The following is a 17,523-nucleotide window of genomic DNA, read 5'->3' on the forward strand; positions in this document are numbered from 1 at the left end:
TTATAGCCCGCCGATAAATTGATCGAGCAGGCTTTCCCGACCTCAGCTCCTCCAGAAAGGGGTGCCGTCGTTCTTCGGCGAGTCGGAGTCGAAAAACATAATTCCAAGATAACTATAAGGAATCATTATGCCAATTATGGTTCGTACGATTACGGCACGCATCATGGCCAGCGTGGCCGCGGCGGCAATACTGGCCATCGCCGCCGTGTTGACCCCGGTCTGGTTCAGCACCGTCATCCGCACCGACACCCTGCGTAGCGACCACGAAGCCGCACTGCTCAACTCGCTACAACGAATGGGCGGTGCAACCCTGCGCGCCGGGCTCGCCATTCGCGACAACGTGCTCAACATGAATCTCACCCGCATTGGCGGTGTGAATCCGCAACTCACGCAGGCGTTGATGGAAAAAAGCCTCAAAGGGGTGTACGCAGAGGCCGCGCTCAAACATGTAGCGGAAGCGGATGCGGCCTATAAGCGTGCCACTTCGCTCGCTGCGGACACGCCTGAATTCAAGGACAAACTCGCCCACATCGGCAAGTTGTGGGAGAAGAGCAAGGCTGACTATGAGCTAACCATTTCGCGCCTCAAGACGATGGAGTATGCGTCAGCCGAAAACGAGCTCGTTACTGCGGCTTACCCCCTGTCCGAACAGATCGATGCCGAGCTGATCACGCTCACAGAAATGGTTCATGCCCGTGCGCTCAAAGATAAACAGCAAGTGATCAAGGACCTCCGGCTGTCCAACATCTATAGCCTGAGTCTGCTGGCCTTGGCCTTGGTGCTGGGCGCCACGCTTATCGGTATCGCCGTACTGAGTATGCGCAACCGCCTACATCTTACGGTAGACACCATGCGCGACATTGCACAGGGCGAAGGCGACCTGACTCGACGCATGACCACACGCGGGCAGGACGAACTCGACCAGCTCGCCGTTGCCTTCAACCAGTTCGTCGAACGCATCCAGAACGTCGTCAGTCAGGTGGCCGGTTCGACCGCACAGCTTGCAGCCGCCGCGGAAGAACTGTCCGCCACCAGTGAGGAAACCAGCCGCCACGTCGGCAACCAGCAAAACGAAACCGACCAGGTCGCCGCGGCCATGAACGAAATGTCCTCCACCGTGCTGGAAGTGGCCAAGAACGCCAACGATGCTGCGCACGCGGCCCAGGATGCACACGGTGCCACGGTGCAGGGTCAGAAGGTCGTGGGCAACACCATCTCCGCCATCAGCCAACTGGCCGACGAGGTGGAACGTACCGCACAGGTCATTCATGCACTGGAAAGCGACAGTGCGCAGATCGGCCGTGTACTCGAAGTCATCAACGGTATCTCTGAACAGACCAACTTGCTGGCCCTGAATGCGGCAATCGAGGCTGCCCGCGCCGGCGAACAGGGACGCGGATTCGCTGTGGTGGCCGACGAGGTTCGTACCCTAGCCATGCGGACCCAGGACTCGACCGAAGAAATTCGCGGCATGATCGAGCGCCTCCAAGATGGCTCGAAGAGCGCCGTCAGTGCCATGACCACGGGCCGAGAGAAGGCTCAGGCTAGCGTCACCCAGGCTCGCGACGCTGGCGTCTCACTCGACACGATCAGTCAGTCCGTCACCCGAATCAACGACATGAACGCGTTGATCGCAAGCGCAGCGGAGGAACAGTCCTCGGTAGCCGAGGAAATCAACCGTAACATCAGCAATATCAGCCACGCTACCGACCAGACGGCAACCGGAGCACAGCAGACCGCCACGGCTAGCGAGGAACTGGCCAGATTGTCGGCAGAGCTGCAGTCGCTGGTGAACCAATTCAAGATTTAAGCAGGATCAACACGCACGCGAGCCGGCAGCTGCCGGCCTGCGCGCGAAACAGGACGGAACCTTTCGCCGTTTACGCTCGTGTTTTCAGGTGAGCGCGGGACAAACCGCAGCTCCGGACAAAACTTAAGAAACGGATCAGGAGACCGACCTCATGTACCAGAATCCCCACACCCGTCGTCTGCTCGTCGCACTTATCGCCGCCTTCGGTATCAACCTCGCCACCTTCGGCGCGGCAGTCGCGGCGGTGGACAACACCCCTGATGTAACCACCCCGTCCAGCCTCGGCAGCACCACCCCAGACACCCCGGACGGTGACTCGATCCAACCCGACAACAACGGCGCCAGCGTCGACCTCCCCGATGTCGAGACTCCGGAAGTGGAGAAGCCTGAGGTGGAGAAACCGGAAATCGATCATCCGGATATACAGACACCTGACATCTCGGCGCCGGATATCCAGCGCCCCGACGTACAAAAGCCCGAAGTCGATCACTAAGCCACACGTCCCCCGATACGGCCGCTTCTTAACCGACGCATCGGGGGCACGCATAACAACAACATCTGGTCTCAGGGAGAGGCAATCATGCAAGCGACCTATCGAGCGACGATCGCGTGCGCCGTGGCAATGCTGTGCGCATCACCGCTGGCACAAGCCGGGCAAGCACGCATCACCGTGGGTAGCGTACCGGCCTATTTCAGCGGCACCTACGGCACTGCCAACAACATCGATATCTTCTACGTTCCGATCTACGCCCAGTACCGCAAGGGTCGTCTACGGGTCAAAATGACTTTGGCCTACGAGTCTGTCAGCGGGCTCCCGCAGGGAGCCACCCTCGCCGGCAGCAACCTGTCCAGCCGCGGCGGCACGCAGACGCAGACCCGCTCGGCCTCCGGCATGGGCGATACATGGTTCACCGTGCGCTATTCGGCCACCCACGCACGCGACGGCCGCATCGGCATCCATCCCTATGCCAAGGTCAAGATCGCCACCGCCTCGCATTCCGCCGGACTCGGCACCGGGCAGAACGACTACGAGGCCGGCCTGGGTTTCGACGCCCGCGCGGGGTATTACACCTTCCCGTTCGCCCACATCGGCTATCGCCTGGTCGGCAAGCCGGCGAACTCGAACCTGCAGAACATCGCCACCTACGACTTCGGAGCGAGCTATGTATTGCCGCGTTCGCAGGCGAACATCATCACCGCGATGTTCTCCGGTTCGCAGTCGGAGCAGAAGGGTTACGCCGGACCGGCGGACCTGATCGTCGCCTGGAACCACAACATCAACCCACAGGGCAGCGGTTTCCAGCTCTACTTCGACAAGGGCCTGAGCAACGGCAGCGCCAGCTATGGCATCGGTCTCGGGGGACAGATCGTCTTCTGATGTATTGGCGCTTCTGACCCACGCGGCCTTTCAACCCGGCGACGGGTCAGAAGGCCGCGTAGTTGATGCGCCCAGTGAAATCCAGGCAGGCGGTAACGCGCTCGCGTTGCACCGGACGCAGGGCTTCGAGCGGAAAATATCCCCATTCGGAATGTTCCTCGCTGAGCATGATTTGCGCCGGCTCCACCAGTGAAGCCCGGTAGATCGCCGAGTGCGAATTGAGCGCGCCGTGATAGTAGATCCCGCTGAGGTAGGTCACCTCGACCTCGCATCCAAGTTCCTCACGGCATTCGCGCACCACAGTTTCTAGCAGGGTTTCCCCCGGATCGACGGCTCCGCCTGGCAGACCCCAGCGTCGCTCCGCGTAGTTCGCCTTGAGCATCAGTACCCGCCCCTCGGCGTCGGTAATGACCGCGTGCGCGGAGAGTCGGTAAAAATCGTCGAAGGCCATGGCTACATCCTCGTCGCAGGATGCCTCAAGCTTACCTGCCACAGATGACACGCTCCACACTCCGGCGCGTACCGCCCCAGGCACTGCTAGAATCGCCCGCTCATCAACGGACCCGCCTGTATGCTCGAAGGCTACACCAATGGATTGCTCATGGGCCTGAGCCTGATCGTCGCGATCGGCGCACAGAACGCCTATGTACTGCGTCAGGCGATCCGCCGCGAGCACCATTGGCTGATCGCCGCGATCTGCAGCCTGAGCGATCTCGGACTGATCCTGCTGGGCGTGATGGGACTCGGCGCCCTGGTCGAGGCCAGTCCGCGCGTCGAAACCGCATTTTATTTCTTCGGCGCGCTGTTCCTCGCGCAGCATGCCTATCGTGCCGGGCGCGATGCCCTGCTCGCCAATCAGGCGCTGACGATCGATACGGGCTCACAGACCGCGCCGCGCCGCGGCATCGTGCTCAACACCTTGGCGCTAAGCTGGCTCAACCCGCATGCCTGGCTGGACACTGCCGTACTTCTCGGCACGTTTGCGCTACATTATGCGGGGCCTGCCCGCATCGCCTTTACCGGCGGTGCCGTAACCGCTTCCGTCAGCTGGTTCTTCGGCGTCACGCTGCTCACCGCCCTGCTTTCGCGCTGGCTCACCCGCCCCCGGGTATGGCGCATGATCAACCTCGGCATCGCCGCGGTCATGCTCTACGTCACCTGGATTTTCCTCGATGCGGGCATGGCCCTGCTGCGGGGCTAGCGCCCGCTTCAGCGACGCCCGCGGCGGGCCAGCTCGTCGATCATCTCCATCTGGATTTCCTGCACCTCCAGCAATCGGGTGAGCTGGTGGTGGATCAACTGGTCGAGCTTTTCGTTGATTAATCGGATTTCGAGTTCGGCCTTGAGATTGACCTTATAGTCGCTTTGCGCACGCAGGCGGTCGCGCGCCTCCTGCCGATTCTGGCTCATCATGATCACCGGAGCCTGAAAGGCCGCAAGCATGGACAGCACCAGGTTGAGCAGAATGAAGGGATAGGGATCGAAAGGCCGCCAGATGAGCAGCACGGTGTTGAGCAGTACCCAGACGAAGATGAAGGCGATGAAGCTCAGAATAAAGCTCCAACTGCCACCGAATTCCGCCACCTTGTCGGCGATCCGCTGGCCGATGCTCAACCGCTCGTCGAAGGCCTCGTTGATGTTTTCGGCGAGCAGCTCGTGCTCGGAAAGGCTCTTGGCGACGGCCCGTTCGAGTTCGTCGAGCTCGCCGAATTCACGCTCCATCAGGCGCTCGACATACTCACTACGCAAGCGGTTGAGACAGCCCAGGCAGACGTACCCCGATTCGTCCCAATCGGGATGCGACTCGCGGATCAGATCGACCACGCCACGGCGTATCAAGCTGCCGGGGAGCAGTTGGTGACGCGGAAACACGTTTCCGCAGACCTGGCATACCGACCTAGGCTCGTGCTTGCCGGTGCTCATTCAGCTCCTCCACTGCTGCATACACGAGATGGAGAGACTCAGCGCCGATGCAACACGAACACGCGCTCGCGCAACCGCGTCAACCCCGCCTGACGAAAGCGTGCGTTTTCAGCCAATGCGTCGAGGTCGGCAAGCTTGCGGATGGCAAACGTATCGTCGTAGAGCCCATGTACTTCATCCTCGCTCACCGCGAAGGGCGGACCAGACATCTCGTCCTGCGAATAATCGAAGGTGACCAGCAGGATCTGTACGTCTGGCGGCAGCAAATGCGCCATGTGCGCGGCATAACGCTGGCGCATGTCCGGCGGCAACGCGACCAGCGAGGCCCGATCGTAGACCGCGGTCACGCCCGCCAGATCCTCTGCCGAAAGCGCGAAAAAGTCACCGCAGAAAATCTCGATCTCACCTGCGCTGCAGACTTCAAATATCCCTTGGTGTCGCCGCGTCGGCGCGAGGTCGCTCTCGGCGAAGAAGGCCTCCACCGCGAGCGGACTGAGCTCGATGCCGGTCACCCGATAACCCTGTGCGGCCAACCAGAGCATGTCGCGGCTCTTGCCGCACAGCGGGACGAACACGCGGGTGCCTGCCTTGGCGTCCAGTGCCGGCCAGTGTGCCTCAAGGTGCGGGTTGATGCGTTCCTGATGAAATCCGATCTGCTGGTTGCGCCAGCGTTCGAGCCAGAACTCCGATTGCATATCGCCTCCTCCCGCTGCGCGGGCTGTTGGGCCGGGCGGGATCAGATGTAACGCGCCTCGTGTACCACCGGCTTGCCGGCCTGCGTCCAACCGCCAAACCCACCGGCCAGACTGTACACTTCTCCGAACCCCATCATCTGCAGCACTGCGGCAGCCATGGCCGAGCGGCCGCCGGCGGCGCAGTAGGTGACTATAGGACGGTTGCGGGCCGCCACCAGAATCTCGTCGTGATTCGGAAAGGCAGGATCTGCAGCCGCCTCGATGATGCCCCGCGGGACCAGATGAGCGCCTTCGATGTGCCCCTGCTCATGCTCGGAGGACTCCCGCACATCCAGAATCAGCAGATCGGGCTTCTCCGCCTTCATGCGCTGTAGCTCGTCCGCGTCGATCTCGTGCACGCAGGATTTGGCGGCCTTGACGAAATCCATCAGGCTTGCAGGTTGTTCGGGTTTGAACAGATCGTACATATCGGATGCCTCGGGTCGTTCGTGATGGGTTCAGCGAGTCTGCGCCCGCATATTCGACAAGCTGTCGTTCGGTGCCATGGCCACGATCTCCGCATGCCGGAAACAGCCGATCAGGTGATCGTTGACCATCCCCGCCGCCTGCATCAGGGCATAGCAGATCGTCGGTCCGACGAAGCGGAAGCCGAGCCGCTTGAGTTCTCGGCTCATGGCCGCCGAAGTCGCCGTCGAGGCCGGCACCTCGCCGGGCTCGCGCCAGTGATTATGCACAGGCTGGCCGTCGACGAAACCCCACAGGCAGTCGGCAAGGCTATCCCCGCGCTCGCGCAGCTTCAGCAGGGCGCGTGCATTCGCGATGGCCGCATCGATCTTCAGGCGGTTGCGCACGATGCCCGCGTCGGCCAGCAGTGCCGCCCGCTGCCGCTCGTCGAAACGCGCGATGCGTTCAGGATCGAAGCCAACGAAGGCGCGCCGGTAGCCTTCGCGTTTGTCGAGTACGGTGCGCCACGACAACCCGGCCTGCGCAGCTTCGAGGATCAACCGCTCGAACAGCCCGCGCTCGCTACGGCAGGGCACGCCCCACTCGTCGTCGTGATAGGCGATCTCGCACGCCGACGATTCATAGGCCCAGGCACAGCGGCCGCGGCCCACGGCCTCAGTTCTCCGGATCGTAGCCCAGCACCGGGGCCAGCCAGCGTTCTGCGGTGGCGAGGTCCCAACCCTTGCGCCGCGCATAGTCCTCGACCTGGTCGCGGCCGATCTTGCCGACGCCGAAGTAGCGCGCCTCGGGGTGGGTGAAATACCAGCCGGAAACCGCCGCCGCCGGCCACATGGCGTAGCTTTCGGTCAGTTCGATGTGCGCGTTGGCCTGGGGATCGAGCAGCTGCCACATCGTGCCCTTCTCGGTGTGTTCCGGGCAGGCCGGATAGCCGGGCGCGGGACGGATACCGGTGTAGGCCTCCTTCACCAGGGCCTCGTTGTCGAGCGCCTCGTCGGGCGCATAGCCCCAGAACGCCTTGCGCACGCGCTCGTGCATCAGTTCGGCGAAGGCCTCGGCGAAGCGGTCGGCCAGGGCCTTGGCCATGATCGCGCGGTAGTCGTCGTGCTCGGCCTCAAAGCGCGCGACGTGTTCGTCCAGGCCTTCGCCGGCCTGCACGGCGAAGGCGCCCAGGTAGTCGGCCAGGCCACTGTCGGCGGGCGCGACGAAGTCGGCCAGACAGCGGTTGGGGCGCCCCGCCGGACGCTCGGTCTGCTGGCGCAGGTGGTGCAGCACGGTGCGCACCTCGGTGCGCGTGTCGTCCGCGTAGAGGGCGATGTCGTCGTCGCCGACGCGGTTGGCCGGGAAGAAGCCGATCACCCCCCGCGCGCGCAGCCACTTCTCCGCGATGATCTGCTTGAGCATGACCTGGGCGTCGGCGAACAGCTTGCGCGCCTCCTCGCCGACGACTTCGTCCTTCAGGATGCGCGGGTAGCTGGCGTGCAGCTCCCAGGCGTGGAAGAAGGGCGTCCAGTCGATGTAGCGCGCGATCTCCTCCAGCGGATAGTCGTCGAACGCCCGGATGCCGAGGAAGCTCGGCTTGGGCGGCACGTAGCCGGACCAGTCGACCGGCATGCGGTTGGCACGTGCCGTGGCGAGCGGGATCAGCTTGTCGCGCCCCTTGCGTGCGGCGAGCTGCTCGCGTACCTCGGCGTATTCGGCGCGGATCTTCTCCGCGTAGGGGCCGCGCAGCTCGGGGCTGATCAGGTTCTGCACCACACCCACGGAGCGGGAGGCGTCCTTCACCCACACGGTCGGCGCGCGGGTGTAGCCCGGCTCGATGCGCGAGGCGGTATGCGCGCGCGAGGTGGTGGCGCCGCCGATGAGCAGGGGCTTGTCGAAGCCCTGGCGCTCCAGCTCTTTGGCCAGATGCGCCATCTCGTCCAGCGAAGGGGTGATCAGGCCGGACAGGCCGATGATGTCCACGTCCCGCTCGCGCGCGGTGTCGAGAATCTTCTGTGCCGGCACCATCACGCCGAGGTCGATGACCTCGAAGTTGTTGCATTGCAGCACCACGCCGACGATGTTCTTGCCGATGTCGTGCACGTCGCCTTTGACGGTGGCCATGAGGATACGGCCCTGGGCGCGCGCGCCTTCCTCTTTTTCGGCTTCGATGTAGGGGATGAGGTGCGCCACGGCTTTTTTCATGACGCGCGCGCTCTTGACCACTTGCGGCAGGAACATCTTGCCGTCGCCGAACAGGTCGCCGACGACGTTCATGCCGTCCATCAATGGGCCTTCGATGACGTGAATCGGACGTTCGGCTTCCAGGCGCGCGGCCTCGGTGTCCTCGATCACCCAGGTGTCGACGCCCTTGACCAGGGCGTGCTCCAGGCGCTTGCCCACCGGCCACTCGCGCCAGGACAGGTCCTCGGTCTTGGCGACGGTGCCGCCTTCGCCGCGGTACTGCTCGGCGACCTCCAGCAGGCGCTCGGTGGCGTCCTCGCGGCGGTTGAGCACCACGTCCTCGACGCGCTCGCGCAGCTCGGCGGGCAGGTCGTCGTAGACCGCGAGCTGGCCGGCGTTGACGATGCCCATGTCCATCCCCGCCTTGATCGCGTGGTACAGGAACACGGCGTGGATCGCCTCGCGCACCGGGTTGTTGCCGCGGAACGAGAACGACACGTTGGACACGCCGCCGGAGATCATCGCGTGCGGCAGGCGTCGCTTGATCTCGCGCGTCGCCTCGATGAAGTCCACCGCGTAGTTGTTGTGTTCCTCGATGCCGGTGGCGATGGCGAAGATGTTGGGGTCGAAGATGATGTCCTCGGGCGGAAACCCGACCCGCTCGGTGAGGAGCTTGTAGGAGCGCGCGCAGATCTCGATCTTGCGTTCGCGCGTGTCCGCCTGACCGGTCTCGTCGAAGGCCATGACGATCACCGCCGCGCCGTACTGGCGCACCAGCCGCGCCTGTTCCAGGAACTTGTCCTCGCCTTCCTTGAGCGAGATCGAGTTGACGATGCCCTTGCCCTGCAGGCACTTGAGGCCGGCCTCGATGATCGGCCACTTGGAGGAGTCGAGCATTACCGGCACGCGCGAAATCTCGGGCTCGGCAGCGATCAGGTTAAGGAAGCGGCGCATCGCGGCCTCGCCGTCGAGCATCGCCTCGTCCATGTTGATGTCGATGACCTGAGCGCCGTTTTCGACCTGTTCCTGGGCCACGGCCAGCGCCTCGTCGTAACGCTCGTCGAGGATCAGGCGCTTGAACTTGGCCGAGCCGGTGACGTTGGTGCGCTCGCCGATGTTGACGAACAGCGAGTCGGCGCCGATGTTGAGCGGCTCAAGGCCGGACAGGCGGCAGGCGACCGGCGTCTCGGGGCGCCGTCGCGGCGGCTTGCCGGCCACCGCCTCGGCAATGGCGCGGATATGCGTGGGCGTGGTGCCGCAGCAGCCGCCGACGATGTTGAGAAAGCCCGCATCCGCCCATTCGGCGATTTCCTGCGCCATCTCCGCGGCCTGCAGGTCGTAGCCGCCCATCTCGTTGGGCAGGCCGGCGTTGGGGTGCGCCGAGACGAGGTATTCGGAGACGCGCGACATCTCCTCGACGTACTGGCGCAGCTCGTAGGGGCCGAGCGCGCAGTTCAGGCCGATCGACAGCGGCTCGGCATGGCGCAGCGAGTTGTAGAAGGCCTCGGTGGTCTGGCCGGTGAGCGTGCGCCCCGAGGCGTCCGTGATCGTGCCGGAGATCATGATCGGCAGCTCGATGCCGAGCTTGTCGAAGGTCGATTTGATGGCGAACGCCGCCGCCTTGGCGTTCAGCGTGTCGAAAATGGTCTCGATCATCAGCAGATCGACGCCGCCTTCGATCAGCGCCTCGGCGGCCTCGGCGTAGGCGGCCGCCAGGGTGTCGAAGTCGATGTTGCGAAAGCCCGGGTCGTTGACGTCGGGCGACAGCGAGGCGGTGCGATTGGTCGGCCCCAGCACGCCGGCGACGAACCGTGGCCGGTCGGGCGTCTTCGCGCTGTAGGCGTCGGCCGCTTCGCGTGCCAGCCGCGCCGCAGCCAGGTTGATCTCGCCGCTCAGCGCCTCCATGCCGTAGTCCGCCATGGACACCCGGTTGGCGTTGAAGGTGTTGGTCTCGAGGATGTCGGCGCCGGCGTCCAGATAGGCCTCGTGGATGGCGCGGATCACCTCGGGGCGAGTGATCGCCAGCAGGTCGTTGTTGCCCTTGAGGTCGCTCGGCCAGTCGGCGAAGCGCTCGCCGCGGTAGTCGGCCTCGCCCAGCTTGTAGGACTGGATCATGGTGCCCATGGCACCATCGAGGATCAGGATGCGTTCCTGCAGGGCGGCGTGTAGCCGCGTGGCGCGATCGTTCATCGGAAGGGCTGCGTCGCTGTGTGAAAACGAACGCGGGATTCTAGCATGCCGACGCCGCCGGGCCGGCGGCGTCGGCTGGGGCGATCAGCTGCCGGCCTTGAGGCGCTTGGCAATACCGGTCACATGTTCGCCCTGGAAACGGGCGATGGCGAGTTCGTTCTCGTTCGGCTGACGCGAACCGTCGCTCGCCGCCAGGGTGCCGGCACCGTAGGGCGAACCGCCGCTGATCTCTTCCATGGTCAGCAGGCGCTGCTCGCTGTAGGGCACGCCGACGATGATCATGCCCTGATGCAACAGGGTCGTATGGAAGCTGGTGATGGTGGTTTCCTGGCCGCCGTGCTGGGTGCCGGTGGAGGTGAACACGCTGCCGATCTTGCCGATCAGCTTGCCCTGCATCCACAGCCCGCCGGTCTGGTCGAGGAAATTTCGCATCTGCGCGGTCATCATGCCGAAGCGGGTCGGCGTGCCGAAAATGATCGCATCGGCTTCCGCCAGCAGATCGGGCTGGATGACGGGCACATGCGAATAGACCGTCTGCGCCTGCTTGGCGCCGTACTTTTCGAGCACCTCGTCGGGCACCAGTTCGGCCACGCGGTACACATCCACATCGGCGCCTGCCGCACGCGCACCCTCGGCAACCGCCTCGGCCATTTTGTAAATGTGGCCGTACATGCTGTAGAAAACGACCTGTACTTTGACGGACATGTGCAACACCTCCACGATGGATGCCAAATCTGCGGACATAGACTACGGCGCGGAAGCGGGGTATTCAGTGATGATTTCGCAACGATTCGCTCAAAATTTCTGATTGAATCGCCACTGGAACGGTGGCGACTTACGGAACCGTGCTGTCGCAACTATGCTCTGACATAAAGGGAGGGAGATTTCCCGATGCGGGTGAATCACGGCGGCAAGATCGCCAAACCGGTGCCGATTACATGAAGCGCCTGAGATTTTACGCAACGGTTCCACACCCCTGTCCATACCTGCCTGATCGCAGCGCGGTGGACGTGGTGACCGACCCCGGCATGCCCATCGACCAGCGAACCCTGAGCGATCTTTTCCGGCTCGGCTTTCGACGCAGTGGCATCTTCGTCTATCGCCCCGAGTGTCCGGGCTGCCATGCCTGCATCGCGGTGCGCATCCCGGTACGCGACTTCCGCCCAAACCGCTCGCAGCGGCGCTGCCGCGCGCGCAATCGCGATCTCACGCTGGAGTTCCAGCCACCGCATTACACGGAGGAACTGTTCAAGCTCTACCGTGCCTACCTCAAGGAACGCCACACCGGTGGCGGGATGGACAAACCCACGCCGGACTCCTTCCGTGAATTCCTCTGCACGCCGGGCGTCGAGAGCGAATTTCTGCTGTTCAGACGGGACGAACGTCTGATGGCCGTGGCAGTCACCGACCAGCTCAGCGACGGACTCTCGGCCAACTACACCTTCTTTGCCCCGCACGAAACGGAACGCTCGCTCGGCACCTATGCGATCCTCATCCAGATCGCCGAGGCGCGCGCCCGCGGTCTCGACTACGTCTATCTCGGCTACTGGATCGCCGAATCCCCCAAGATGCGCTACAAGAATCGCTTCCGCCCGCTGGAGTTCTACGGCGACGAATATTGGCATCGCTGCGAAAGGCCGGCTGTCGACAACTGAAACACGGCGAACCCGAAGGCCGTCGTACCTGTCCAAATGCATGTCCCCGGCCGATCAGCGTGCTGCCGCCATGAATGCCGAACCTACCCAACAGCTCGACCTGATCGTCGTCCGCCACGGCGCCACGCCCTGGAGCGTCAGCGGACGGCATACCTCGCATACCGACCTCGGTCTGACCCCGGCCGGACGCAACGAAGCCGAGCGCCTGCGCCCCTGGCTCGCTGCCTGGTCGCCCGTCGCGGTGTGGACCAGCCCGCTGCGCCGCGCACGCGAAACCGCGGAGGCCTGCGGTTATGCGGGTGCCCAGGTCGTGCCGGAACTACGCGAATGGGATTACGGCGACTACGAAGGCCTGACCACGCCGGAGATCCAGCATGATTCTCCCGGATGGTCGGTGTTCGTGGGTGGCGGTGCAGGTTCTCAGGGAGAGAGTCCGGAGGAGGTGGCCGCACGGGTGGATGGCTTGATCGCACGCATTCGGGGGCTCGGAGGCCGACCGGTACTTGCCTTCGCGCACGGTCACGTACTGCGGGCGCTGGCGGCCCGCTGGCTGGGGCAAAATATCCGTCTCGGCGCCCGTCTGGGCCTGGATTCGGGTTCGCTCGGGCTGCTGGGACGCCTGCACGGAGAGCCGTCACTGCTGGCCTGGAATATCCACCCGCCGCAGGCAGACGGCCGGGCAGGCGACCTCGGGCGAGGAACCTGACCTTGCGACACCCCCTGGGAGGAGGACCAAGGCGCCGCGGGCCCTTCGTCCGAGTCCGCCTGCCCGGCCACCCGGCTGTCGCACCGGGTGAATCGACCGGACAGGGTCAGACTAGGCCCTCGGCGGCGGCGCGCCAAGTGACATATTGCCGCAGCGCTAGCCGCGCAGGGTCTCGAGCGCGCGGGTATGCAGTGCCGGCGTGCCGGCGGCAAGCACGCTGCCGATCTCGAGATCGATCGGGCTACCGTCGAGCGCGGTGAACACGCCGCCTGCCTCCTCCACGATCACCGACAGCGCAGCGACGTCGAGCACGTTCAGGTCGGATTCGACGACGAGGTCCAGTTGGCCGGCCGCGAGCATGTGGTAATGGCAGAAGTCGCCATAGCCGCGGGTGCGATTGACCTGCGCCACGATGCGTCCCAGGCCAGCCCAGCCGGCACCCTGCGCCAGGGTCTTGATGTTGCCCAGCGAGATGGCCGCGTCGGCAAGCTCGGTCACCTCGCCGCAGCGGATCTCGCGGCCGTTGAGCCAGGCGCCGCCGCCACGCTCGGCCCAGGCCATCTCCCCGTAGAGCGGCGCATTCGACACGCCGAGCAGCAGGCGCCCGGCCTGCATCAGCGCAATCTGGGTGGAGAAGAACGGCGTCCGCCGGATGAAGCTCTTGGTGCCGTCTATGGGGTCGATCAACCAGGTGAATTCGGCCTCCTCACGCGTCCGCCCGGTCTCCTCGCCGTAGAAGCCGTGTTCCGGGAAGGCGCTCAGGATCACTTCGCGAATCGCCTGTTCGGCCGCCACATCGGCCTCGGTGACCGGGCTCGCGTCGGCCTTGAGGCGGACCTCCACACCTTCCTCCCAGTAGCGGCGAATCACGTCCTCGGCGGCGCGTGCCGCAGTCAGCGCGGTCTGCAGATATGGACTCTGTTTCATGGGTGGTCCCGACAAAAATGAGCGCGTATTGTAGCAGCGCCGCGGGCTTGAGCCCCCGCGCCTGCGTGTCTAAACTGCGCGTCCACTTCCCGCAAGCGGTATGCCTGCATGTCAAGCTTCGAAGACAACCTCAAATCGCTGAAACAGCCGTACGAACACATCGCCGTGCTGGAAGGCTACGCCGACGGCTACGAACCCGCCTTCGCGATCGAGAACCGGCCTGGCAGCCAGGGCGCGCTGGCCGTGTATTACGAAGTCGCGGTCAAACACGGTGGGCTGACGCCCAAGGCGGCGGAGGAAGCGCTTGCGCTGTTCGCGGAGCATACCGATGACGCGCGCAAACATCCCGGCGCGCATCCCAACATCGACCGCCTGTTCGCGATCATCGAACAGGAGCTGTACTACTCGGTGAAGGCCGTCCCCAAGCCTGATGCATAAGCATTACTGATCCGCATCATGGCGCGCGCCGCCGCCCGCGGCTAGGCTAGAACGGTCAGCCGCCGCAGGGAGACGCCATGCGCCTGTTCCGCCCCCGTTACCTAGTCCCGTTACTGCTCGTGGCGGCCGCCGTCGCCGCCTTCATCTGGCTGTCGCGCCCGCATCCGGTGCTGGTGACAGTCAAGGCGCTGGGAAAGGGCACCGTCGAGGCCACCGTCAGCAACACGCGCGCTGGCACCGTGAAGGCCTGCCGCCGCGCCGAGCTTTCCCCGGGCATCGGCGGCCAGATCGCCACCCTGGACGTACACGAAGGCGAGACGGTAGCCAAGGGCCAACTCCTGCTCAACCTGTGGAACGCGGACTTAAAGGCGCAGTTGGCGCTGGCCCGCGACGATGCGCGCGTCGCCGCGGCCCAGGCACGCTCGGCCTGTCTGCAGGCGGCCGCGGCGCAACGCGAGGCAGACCGCCAGACGGCTCTGCGACGGCGCGGCATGACCTCGGCCGAGCAGGCGGACAAGGCGCAAAGCGCGGCCAGCGCGCGCGCCGCCGACTGCACCGCCGCCCGCGCCGCCAGCGATGCTGCCGGCGCACGCATCGATCTCGCGCAGGCGAACCTGGAACGCACCGAACTGACCGCGCCCTTCGCCGGCGTGGTCGCGCAGATCAACGGCGAGGTCAACGAATACGTCACGCCCTCGCCGCCCGGGATTGCCACGCCGCCGGTGATCGACCTGATCGACAACGCCTGCTTCTACGTGCAGGCGCCGATCGACGAAGTGGACGCCTCGCGCCTCGCCGTCGGGCTGCCGGTACGCATTTCGCTCGACGCCTTCGGCAAGCAGCAGTTCCCCGGCCGGGTAACGCGCATCGGCGCCTACGTGGTCGACCTCGAAAAGCAGGCGCGTACGGTGAACGTGGACGTGCGCTTCGACCGCGCCGACGACATCAAGCGCCTGCTCGCCGGCTACAGCGCGGACGTCGAGATCATCACCCAGTCGCGCAAGGACGTGCTGCGCGTGCCCACCGAGGCGGTGGTGAACAACGACCAGGTCTACGTCTACCAGCCCGAGTCCGGCACGCTGCGGCTCACCACCTTCAAGTCGGGCATTTCCAACTGGGCCTGGACCCAGGTCGAGTCGGGGCTCAAGGCGGGCGAGCAGGTCGTCACCAGCGTCGACCGCAAGGGCGTGGCCGACGGCGCGCAGGCGGAGGTCGAGCATGCCGGAGGCGGATAAGCCCGGCGCGCACGGCGACACGCCCCTGATCGCGCTGCAACGCATCAGCCGCAGTTTCCAGGTGGGCGACGAGACGGTCTACGCGCTGCGCGACGTCGACCTCAAAATCGCACGCGGCGAATACATCGCCGTCATGGGCCCCTCGGGCTCGGGCAAGTCCACCCTGCTCAACATCCTCGGCCTGCTCGATCGCCCCACCGCCGGGCACTACCTGCTCGACGGCACCGAGACCACGGCGCTGTCCGACGCGCGCCAGGCGCAGGTGCGCCACCGCAAGATCGGCTTCGTGTTCCAGTTCTTCCATCTCATCCCGCGCCTGACCGCGTTCGAGAACGTCGAGCTGCCGCTGACCCTCGCCGGCGTCGAGGCGGGCGAGCGCCGCCCGCAGGTGGAGCGCGTGCTGGAGGAACTCGGTCTCGCCGACCGCGCCCACCACCGCCCCGATCAGCTCTCCGGCGGCCAGCGCCAGCGCGTGGCCATCGCCCGCGCGACCATCATGCAACCCGAGGTGCTGCTGGCAGACGAACCCACCGGCAATCTCGACAGCGCATCCGGGATGGACGTGGTCGGCATCCTCGAGGCCCTCAACAGGCGCGGCATCACCCTGATCGTGGTCACCCACGACGCCGACCTCGGCGCGCGCGCCAGGCGCATGGTGCGCTTCGTGGACGGGCGTATCGTCAGCGACGAGACGCAGCCCGGATGAGCGTCGTCGCGCGCGGCGGGATGGTTTTCGAGGACGCCGTGCGTTTCGCGGTGCGCGCCGTCGGCGCGGCGCGCGGGCGCACCGGCCTGATGACCCTGGCGATGGCCATCGGCGTGGCCGCGGTGGTCGTGCTGACCGCGCTCGGCGAGGGTGCGCGCAACTACGTGCTGGGCGAATTCGCCAGTCTGGGCAGCAACATCGTGACCGTCGTCCCCGGACGTTCGGAAACCACCGGCGGCCTGCCGCCGCTGCTCGGCATCACCCCGCGCGACCTCACCCTGAGCGACGCCCTCGCGTTGCGCCGCAGCAGCCTGGTGCAGGGCGTGGCCCCCATCGTTGTCGGCGCCGCACCGGTTTCCCGCGGCGCCCGTTCGCGCGAGATCAACATCATCGGCTCGACCGCCGAGATCAAGCCGATCCGCCACCTGGAAATGCAGCAAGGGCAGTTCCTGCCGGCGGGCGACCCCTCGCCGCGAGCGCCGTGTGCGTGCTCGGCGAGAGCCTGCGCGCCGAACTCTTCGGCAACGCACCCGCCATCGGCGAAACCGTGCGCATTGGCGACCGACGTTTCCGTGTCATCGGCATCCTCGCCCCCAAGGGGCAGTCGCTGGGCATGGACATGGGCGACGTCGCGATCATCCCGGTCGCCGCCGCCCAAGCCCTGTTCGACACCCACACGATGTTCCGCGTCCTGGTCGAGGTGCGCGGGCGCGAATCCATCCCCGCGGCCAAGCGCTTCATCGATGCCACCATCAGCGCGCGTCACGAAGGCGAAAACGACGTCACCGTGATCAGCATGGACGCGATCCTCTCGACCTTCGACCGCATCTTCGCCGCCCTGACCCTGACCGTCGCCGGCATCGCGGCCATCAGCCTCGCGGTGGCCGGTATCCTGATCATGAACGTGATGCTGGTGGCCGTCTCCCAGCGCACCACCGAGATCGGCCTGCTCAAGGCGCTGGGCGCTCCGCCGCGCCAGATCGCCCGCCTGTTCCTGGTCGAATCGGCGGTGCTTTCCCTGCTCGGCGCGGCGGCCGGCGTGGCGGTCGGCTATCTCGGGGTGTTCGCCCTGGGCCGTCTGTTCCCGAGCTTCCCGCTTGCGGCGCCCCCCTGGGCTGTGCTCGCCGGAGTCGGTGTGGCCCTGTTCAGCGGGCTGGTGTTCGGCGTGCTGCCGGCGCGGCGCGCCGCGCGTCTGGACCCGGTCCAGGCCCTGACCCGGCACTGAGTGCGGC

At 65.3% G+C, this 17,523-nt stretch carries 18 protein-coding genes and 1 pseudogene; 11 read left to right on the forward strand and 8 right to left on the reverse strand.

Annotation, left to right across the window (positions count from 1 at the left end):
• Positions 1-127 precede the first annotated feature (127 nt).
• The 3 genes from BJI67_RS18325 to BJI67_RS12400 all read left to right on the forward strand — a co-directional run bounded on the left by BJI67_RS18325 (position 128) and on the right by BJI67_RS12400 (position 3,188).
• Complete coding sequence (locus BJI67_RS18325; RefSeq protein WP_083250861.1) at positions 128-1,810, forward strand: methyl-accepting chemotaxis protein; 1,683 nt, start codon at positions 128-130, stop codon at positions 1,808-1,810.
• Between the two features lie 151 nt (positions 1,811-1,961).
• Positions 1,962-2,303 carry a hypothetical protein gene (locus tag BJI67_RS12395; protein ID WP_070073283.1) on the forward strand — a complete coding sequence of 114 codons (342 nt, stop codon included), beginning with the start codon at positions 1,962-1,964 and terminating at the stop codon, positions 2,301-2,303.
• Positions 2,304-2,390: 87 nt separating this feature from the next.
• The gene (locus BJI67_RS12400; protein WP_197513086.1) at positions 2,391-3,188 is read left to right on the forward strand and encodes a hypothetical protein; all 798 of its coding nucleotides are present in this window, start codon (positions 2,391-2,393) and stop codon (positions 3,186-3,188) included.
• A 46-nt stretch (positions 3,189-3,234) separates the two neighbouring features.
• Here BJI67_RS12400 and BJI67_RS12405 read toward each other — a convergent pair whose 3' ends face one another.
• Positions 3,235-3,690 (reverse strand): NUDIX hydrolase, encoded by a 456-nt coding sequence (locus BJI67_RS12405; RefSeq protein ID WP_231940853.1) that lies wholly within the window; start codon positions 3,688-3,690, stop codon positions 3,235-3,237.
• Between the two features lie 69 nt (positions 3,691-3,759).
• Between BJI67_RS12405 and BJI67_RS12410 the strand changes: the two genes are divergently transcribed.
• Positions 3,760-4,389, forward strand: a complete 630-nt coding sequence (locus tag BJI67_RS12410; protein ID WP_070073285.1) for a LysE/ArgO family amino acid transporter — start codon at positions 3,760-3,762, stop codon at positions 4,387-4,389.
• 8 nt (positions 4,390-4,397) lie between these two features.
• Here the strand turns inward: BJI67_RS12410 and BJI67_RS12415 are convergent, their stop codons facing one another.
• The 6 genes from BJI67_RS12415 to wrbA all read right to left on the reverse strand — a co-directional run bounded on the left by BJI67_RS12415 (position 4,398) and on the right by wrbA (position 11,329).
• Positions 4,398-5,111 (reverse strand): DUF1003 domain-containing protein, encoded by a 714-nt coding sequence (locus tag BJI67_RS12415; RefSeq protein WP_070073286.1) that lies wholly within the window; start codon positions 5,109-5,111, stop codon positions 4,398-4,400.
• 38 nt (positions 5,112-5,149) lie between these two features.
• Positions 5,150-5,806, reverse strand: coding sequence for a thiopurine S-methyltransferase (locus BJI67_RS12420; protein ID WP_070073287.1), 657 nt, complete (start codon positions 5,804-5,806; stop codon positions 5,150-5,152).
• Between the two features lie 41 nt (positions 5,807-5,847).
• Positions 5,848-6,273, reverse strand: coding sequence for a rhodanese-like domain-containing protein (locus tag BJI67_RS12425; RefSeq protein WP_070073288.1), 426 nt, complete (start codon positions 6,271-6,273; stop codon positions 5,848-5,850).
• A gap of 30 nt (positions 6,274-6,303) precedes the next feature.
• Entirely contained in the window at positions 6,304-6,921 is a 618-nt protein-coding gene (locus BJI67_RS12430) for a DNA-3-methyladenine glycosylase I (protein WP_070073289.1), read from the reverse strand.
• A gap of 4 nt (positions 6,922-6,925) precedes the next feature.
• The gene (metH, locus tag BJI67_RS12435) at positions 6,926-10,624 is read right to left on the reverse strand and encodes a methionine synthase (protein WP_070073290.1); all 3,699 of its coding nucleotides are present in this window, start codon (positions 10,622-10,624) and stop codon (positions 6,926-6,928) included.
• 84 nt (positions 10,625-10,708) lie between these two features.
• Positions 10,709-11,329, reverse strand: a complete 621-nt coding sequence (gene wrbA, locus BJI67_RS12440) for an NAD(P)H:quinone oxidoreductase (RefSeq protein WP_070074140.1) — start codon at positions 11,327-11,329, stop codon at positions 10,709-10,711.
• Positions 11,330-11,562: 233 nt separating this feature from the next.
• On the opposite strand from wrbA, the gene BJI67_RS12445 reads away from it, so the two are divergent.
• Positions 11,563-12,279 (forward strand): arginyltransferase, encoded by a 717-nt coding sequence (locus BJI67_RS12445; protein ID WP_070073291.1) that lies wholly within the window; start codon positions 11,563-11,565, stop codon positions 12,277-12,279.
• Positions 12,280-12,319: 40 nt separating this feature from the next.
• Positions 12,320-12,985 (forward strand): histidine phosphatase family protein, encoded by a 666-nt coding sequence (locus BJI67_RS12450; RefSeq protein ID WP_231940854.1) that lies wholly within the window; start codon positions 12,320-12,322, stop codon positions 12,983-12,985.
• A gap of 156 nt (positions 12,986-13,141) precedes the next feature.
• On the opposite strand, the gene BJI67_RS12455 is transcribed toward BJI67_RS12450, so the two are convergent.
• The gene (locus tag BJI67_RS12455; RefSeq protein ID WP_070073292.1) at positions 13,142-13,912 is read right to left on the reverse strand and encodes an inositol monophosphatase family protein; all 771 of its coding nucleotides are present in this window, start codon (positions 13,910-13,912) and stop codon (positions 13,142-13,144) included.
• 108 nt (positions 13,913-14,020) lie between these two features.
• Here BJI67_RS12455 and BJI67_RS12460 point away from each other — a divergent pair, with 108 nt between their 5' ends.
• From BJI67_RS12460 to BJI67_RS18120, 5 genes and pseudogenes are all read left to right on the forward strand, one after another.
• Complete coding sequence (locus tag BJI67_RS12460) at positions 14,021-14,350, forward strand: DUF2322 family protein (RefSeq protein ID WP_070073293.1); 330 nt, start codon at positions 14,021-14,023, stop codon at positions 14,348-14,350.
• A gap of 77 nt (positions 14,351-14,427) precedes the next feature.
• Positions 14,428-15,585, forward strand: a complete 1,158-nt coding sequence (locus BJI67_RS12465; RefSeq protein ID WP_070073294.1) for an efflux RND transporter periplasmic adaptor subunit — start codon at positions 14,428-14,430, stop codon at positions 15,583-15,585.
• A complete protein-coding gene (locus tag BJI67_RS12470; protein WP_231940855.1) occupies positions 15,569-16,291 on the forward strand; it encodes an ABC transporter ATP-binding protein in 723 nt (240 codons plus the stop codon). The genes BJI67_RS12465 and BJI67_RS12470 overlap by 17 nt, the downstream gene beginning before the upstream one ends.
• Positions 16,292-16,392: 101 nt before the next feature.
• Positions 16,393-16,671 (forward strand): annotated as a pseudogene (locus tag BJI67_RS18115) (ABC transporter permease); the annotation flags it as partial.
• A 107-nt stretch (positions 16,672-16,778) separates the two neighbouring features.
• Entirely contained in the window at positions 16,779-17,516 is a 738-nt protein-coding gene (locus BJI67_RS18120; protein ID WP_269449604.1) for an ABC transporter permease, read from the forward strand.
• Positions 17,517-17,523: the final 7 nt, after the last annotated feature.

It is taken from the genome of Acidihalobacter aeolianus (genome assembly GCF_001753165.1).
Lineage (GTDB): Bacteria > Pseudomonadota > Gammaproteobacteria > DSM-5130 > Acidihalobacteraceae > Acidihalobacter > Acidihalobacter aeolianus.

What these genes read in the sequence shown, in the direction of transcription:
- BJI67_RS18325 (WP_083250861.1), top strand. Translation starts at nt 128, where the DNA reads ATGCCAATTATGGTTCGTACGATTACGGCACGCATCATGGCCAGCGTG.
- BJI67_RS12395 (WP_070073283.1), top strand. Translation starts at nt 1,962, where the DNA reads ATGTACCAGAATCCCCACACCCGTCGTCTGCTCGTCGCACTTATCGCC.
- BJI67_RS12400 (WP_197513086.1), top strand. Translation starts at nt 2,391, where the DNA reads ATGCAAGCGACCTATCGAGCGACGATCGCGTGCGCCGTGGCAATGCTG.
- BJI67_RS12410 (WP_070073285.1), top strand. Translation starts at nt 3,760, where the DNA reads ATGCTCGAAGGCTACACCAATGGATTGCTCATGGGCCTGAGCCTGATC.
- BJI67_RS12415 (WP_070073286.1), bottom strand. Translation starts at nt 5,111, where the DNA reads ATGAGCACCGGCAAGCACGAGCCTAGGTCGGTATGCCAGGTCTGCGGA.
- BJI67_RS12420 (WP_070073287.1), bottom strand. Translation starts at nt 5,806, where the DNA reads ATGCAATCGGAGTTCTGGCTCGAACGCTGGCGCAACCAGCAGATCGGA.
- BJI67_RS12425 (WP_070073288.1), bottom strand. Translation starts at nt 6,273, where the DNA reads ATGTACGATCTGTTCAAACCCGAACAACCTGCAAGCCTGATGGATTTC.
- metH (WP_070073290.1), bottom strand. Translation starts at nt 10,624, where the DNA reads ATGAACGATCGCGCCACGCGGCTACACGCCGCCCTGCAGGAACGCATC.
- wrbA (WP_070074140.1), bottom strand. Translation starts at nt 11,329, where the DNA reads ATGTCCGTCAAAGTACAGGTCGTTTTCTACAGCATGTACGGCCACATT.
- BJI67_RS12445 (WP_070073291.1), top strand. Translation starts at nt 11,563, where the DNA reads ATGAAGCGCCTGAGATTTTACGCAACGGTTCCACACCCCTGTCCATAC.
- BJI67_RS12450 (WP_231940854.1), top strand. Translation starts at nt 12,320, where the DNA reads ATGTCCCCGGCCGATCAGCGTGCTGCCGCCATGAATGCCGAACCTACC.
- BJI67_RS12455 (WP_070073292.1), bottom strand. Translation starts at nt 13,912, where the DNA reads ATGAAACAGAGTCCATATCTGCAGACCGCGCTGACTGCGGCACGCGCC.
- BJI67_RS12460 (WP_070073293.1), top strand. Translation starts at nt 14,021, where the DNA reads ATGTCAAGCTTCGAAGACAACCTCAAATCGCTGAAACAGCCGTACGAA.
- BJI67_RS12465 (WP_070073294.1), top strand. Translation starts at nt 14,428, where the DNA reads ATGCGCCTGTTCCGCCCCCGTTACCTAGTCCCGTTACTGCTCGTGGCG.
- BJI67_RS12470 (WP_231940855.1), top strand. Translation starts at nt 15,569, where the DNA reads ATGCCGGAGGCGGATAAGCCCGGCGCGCACGGCGACACGCCCCTGATC.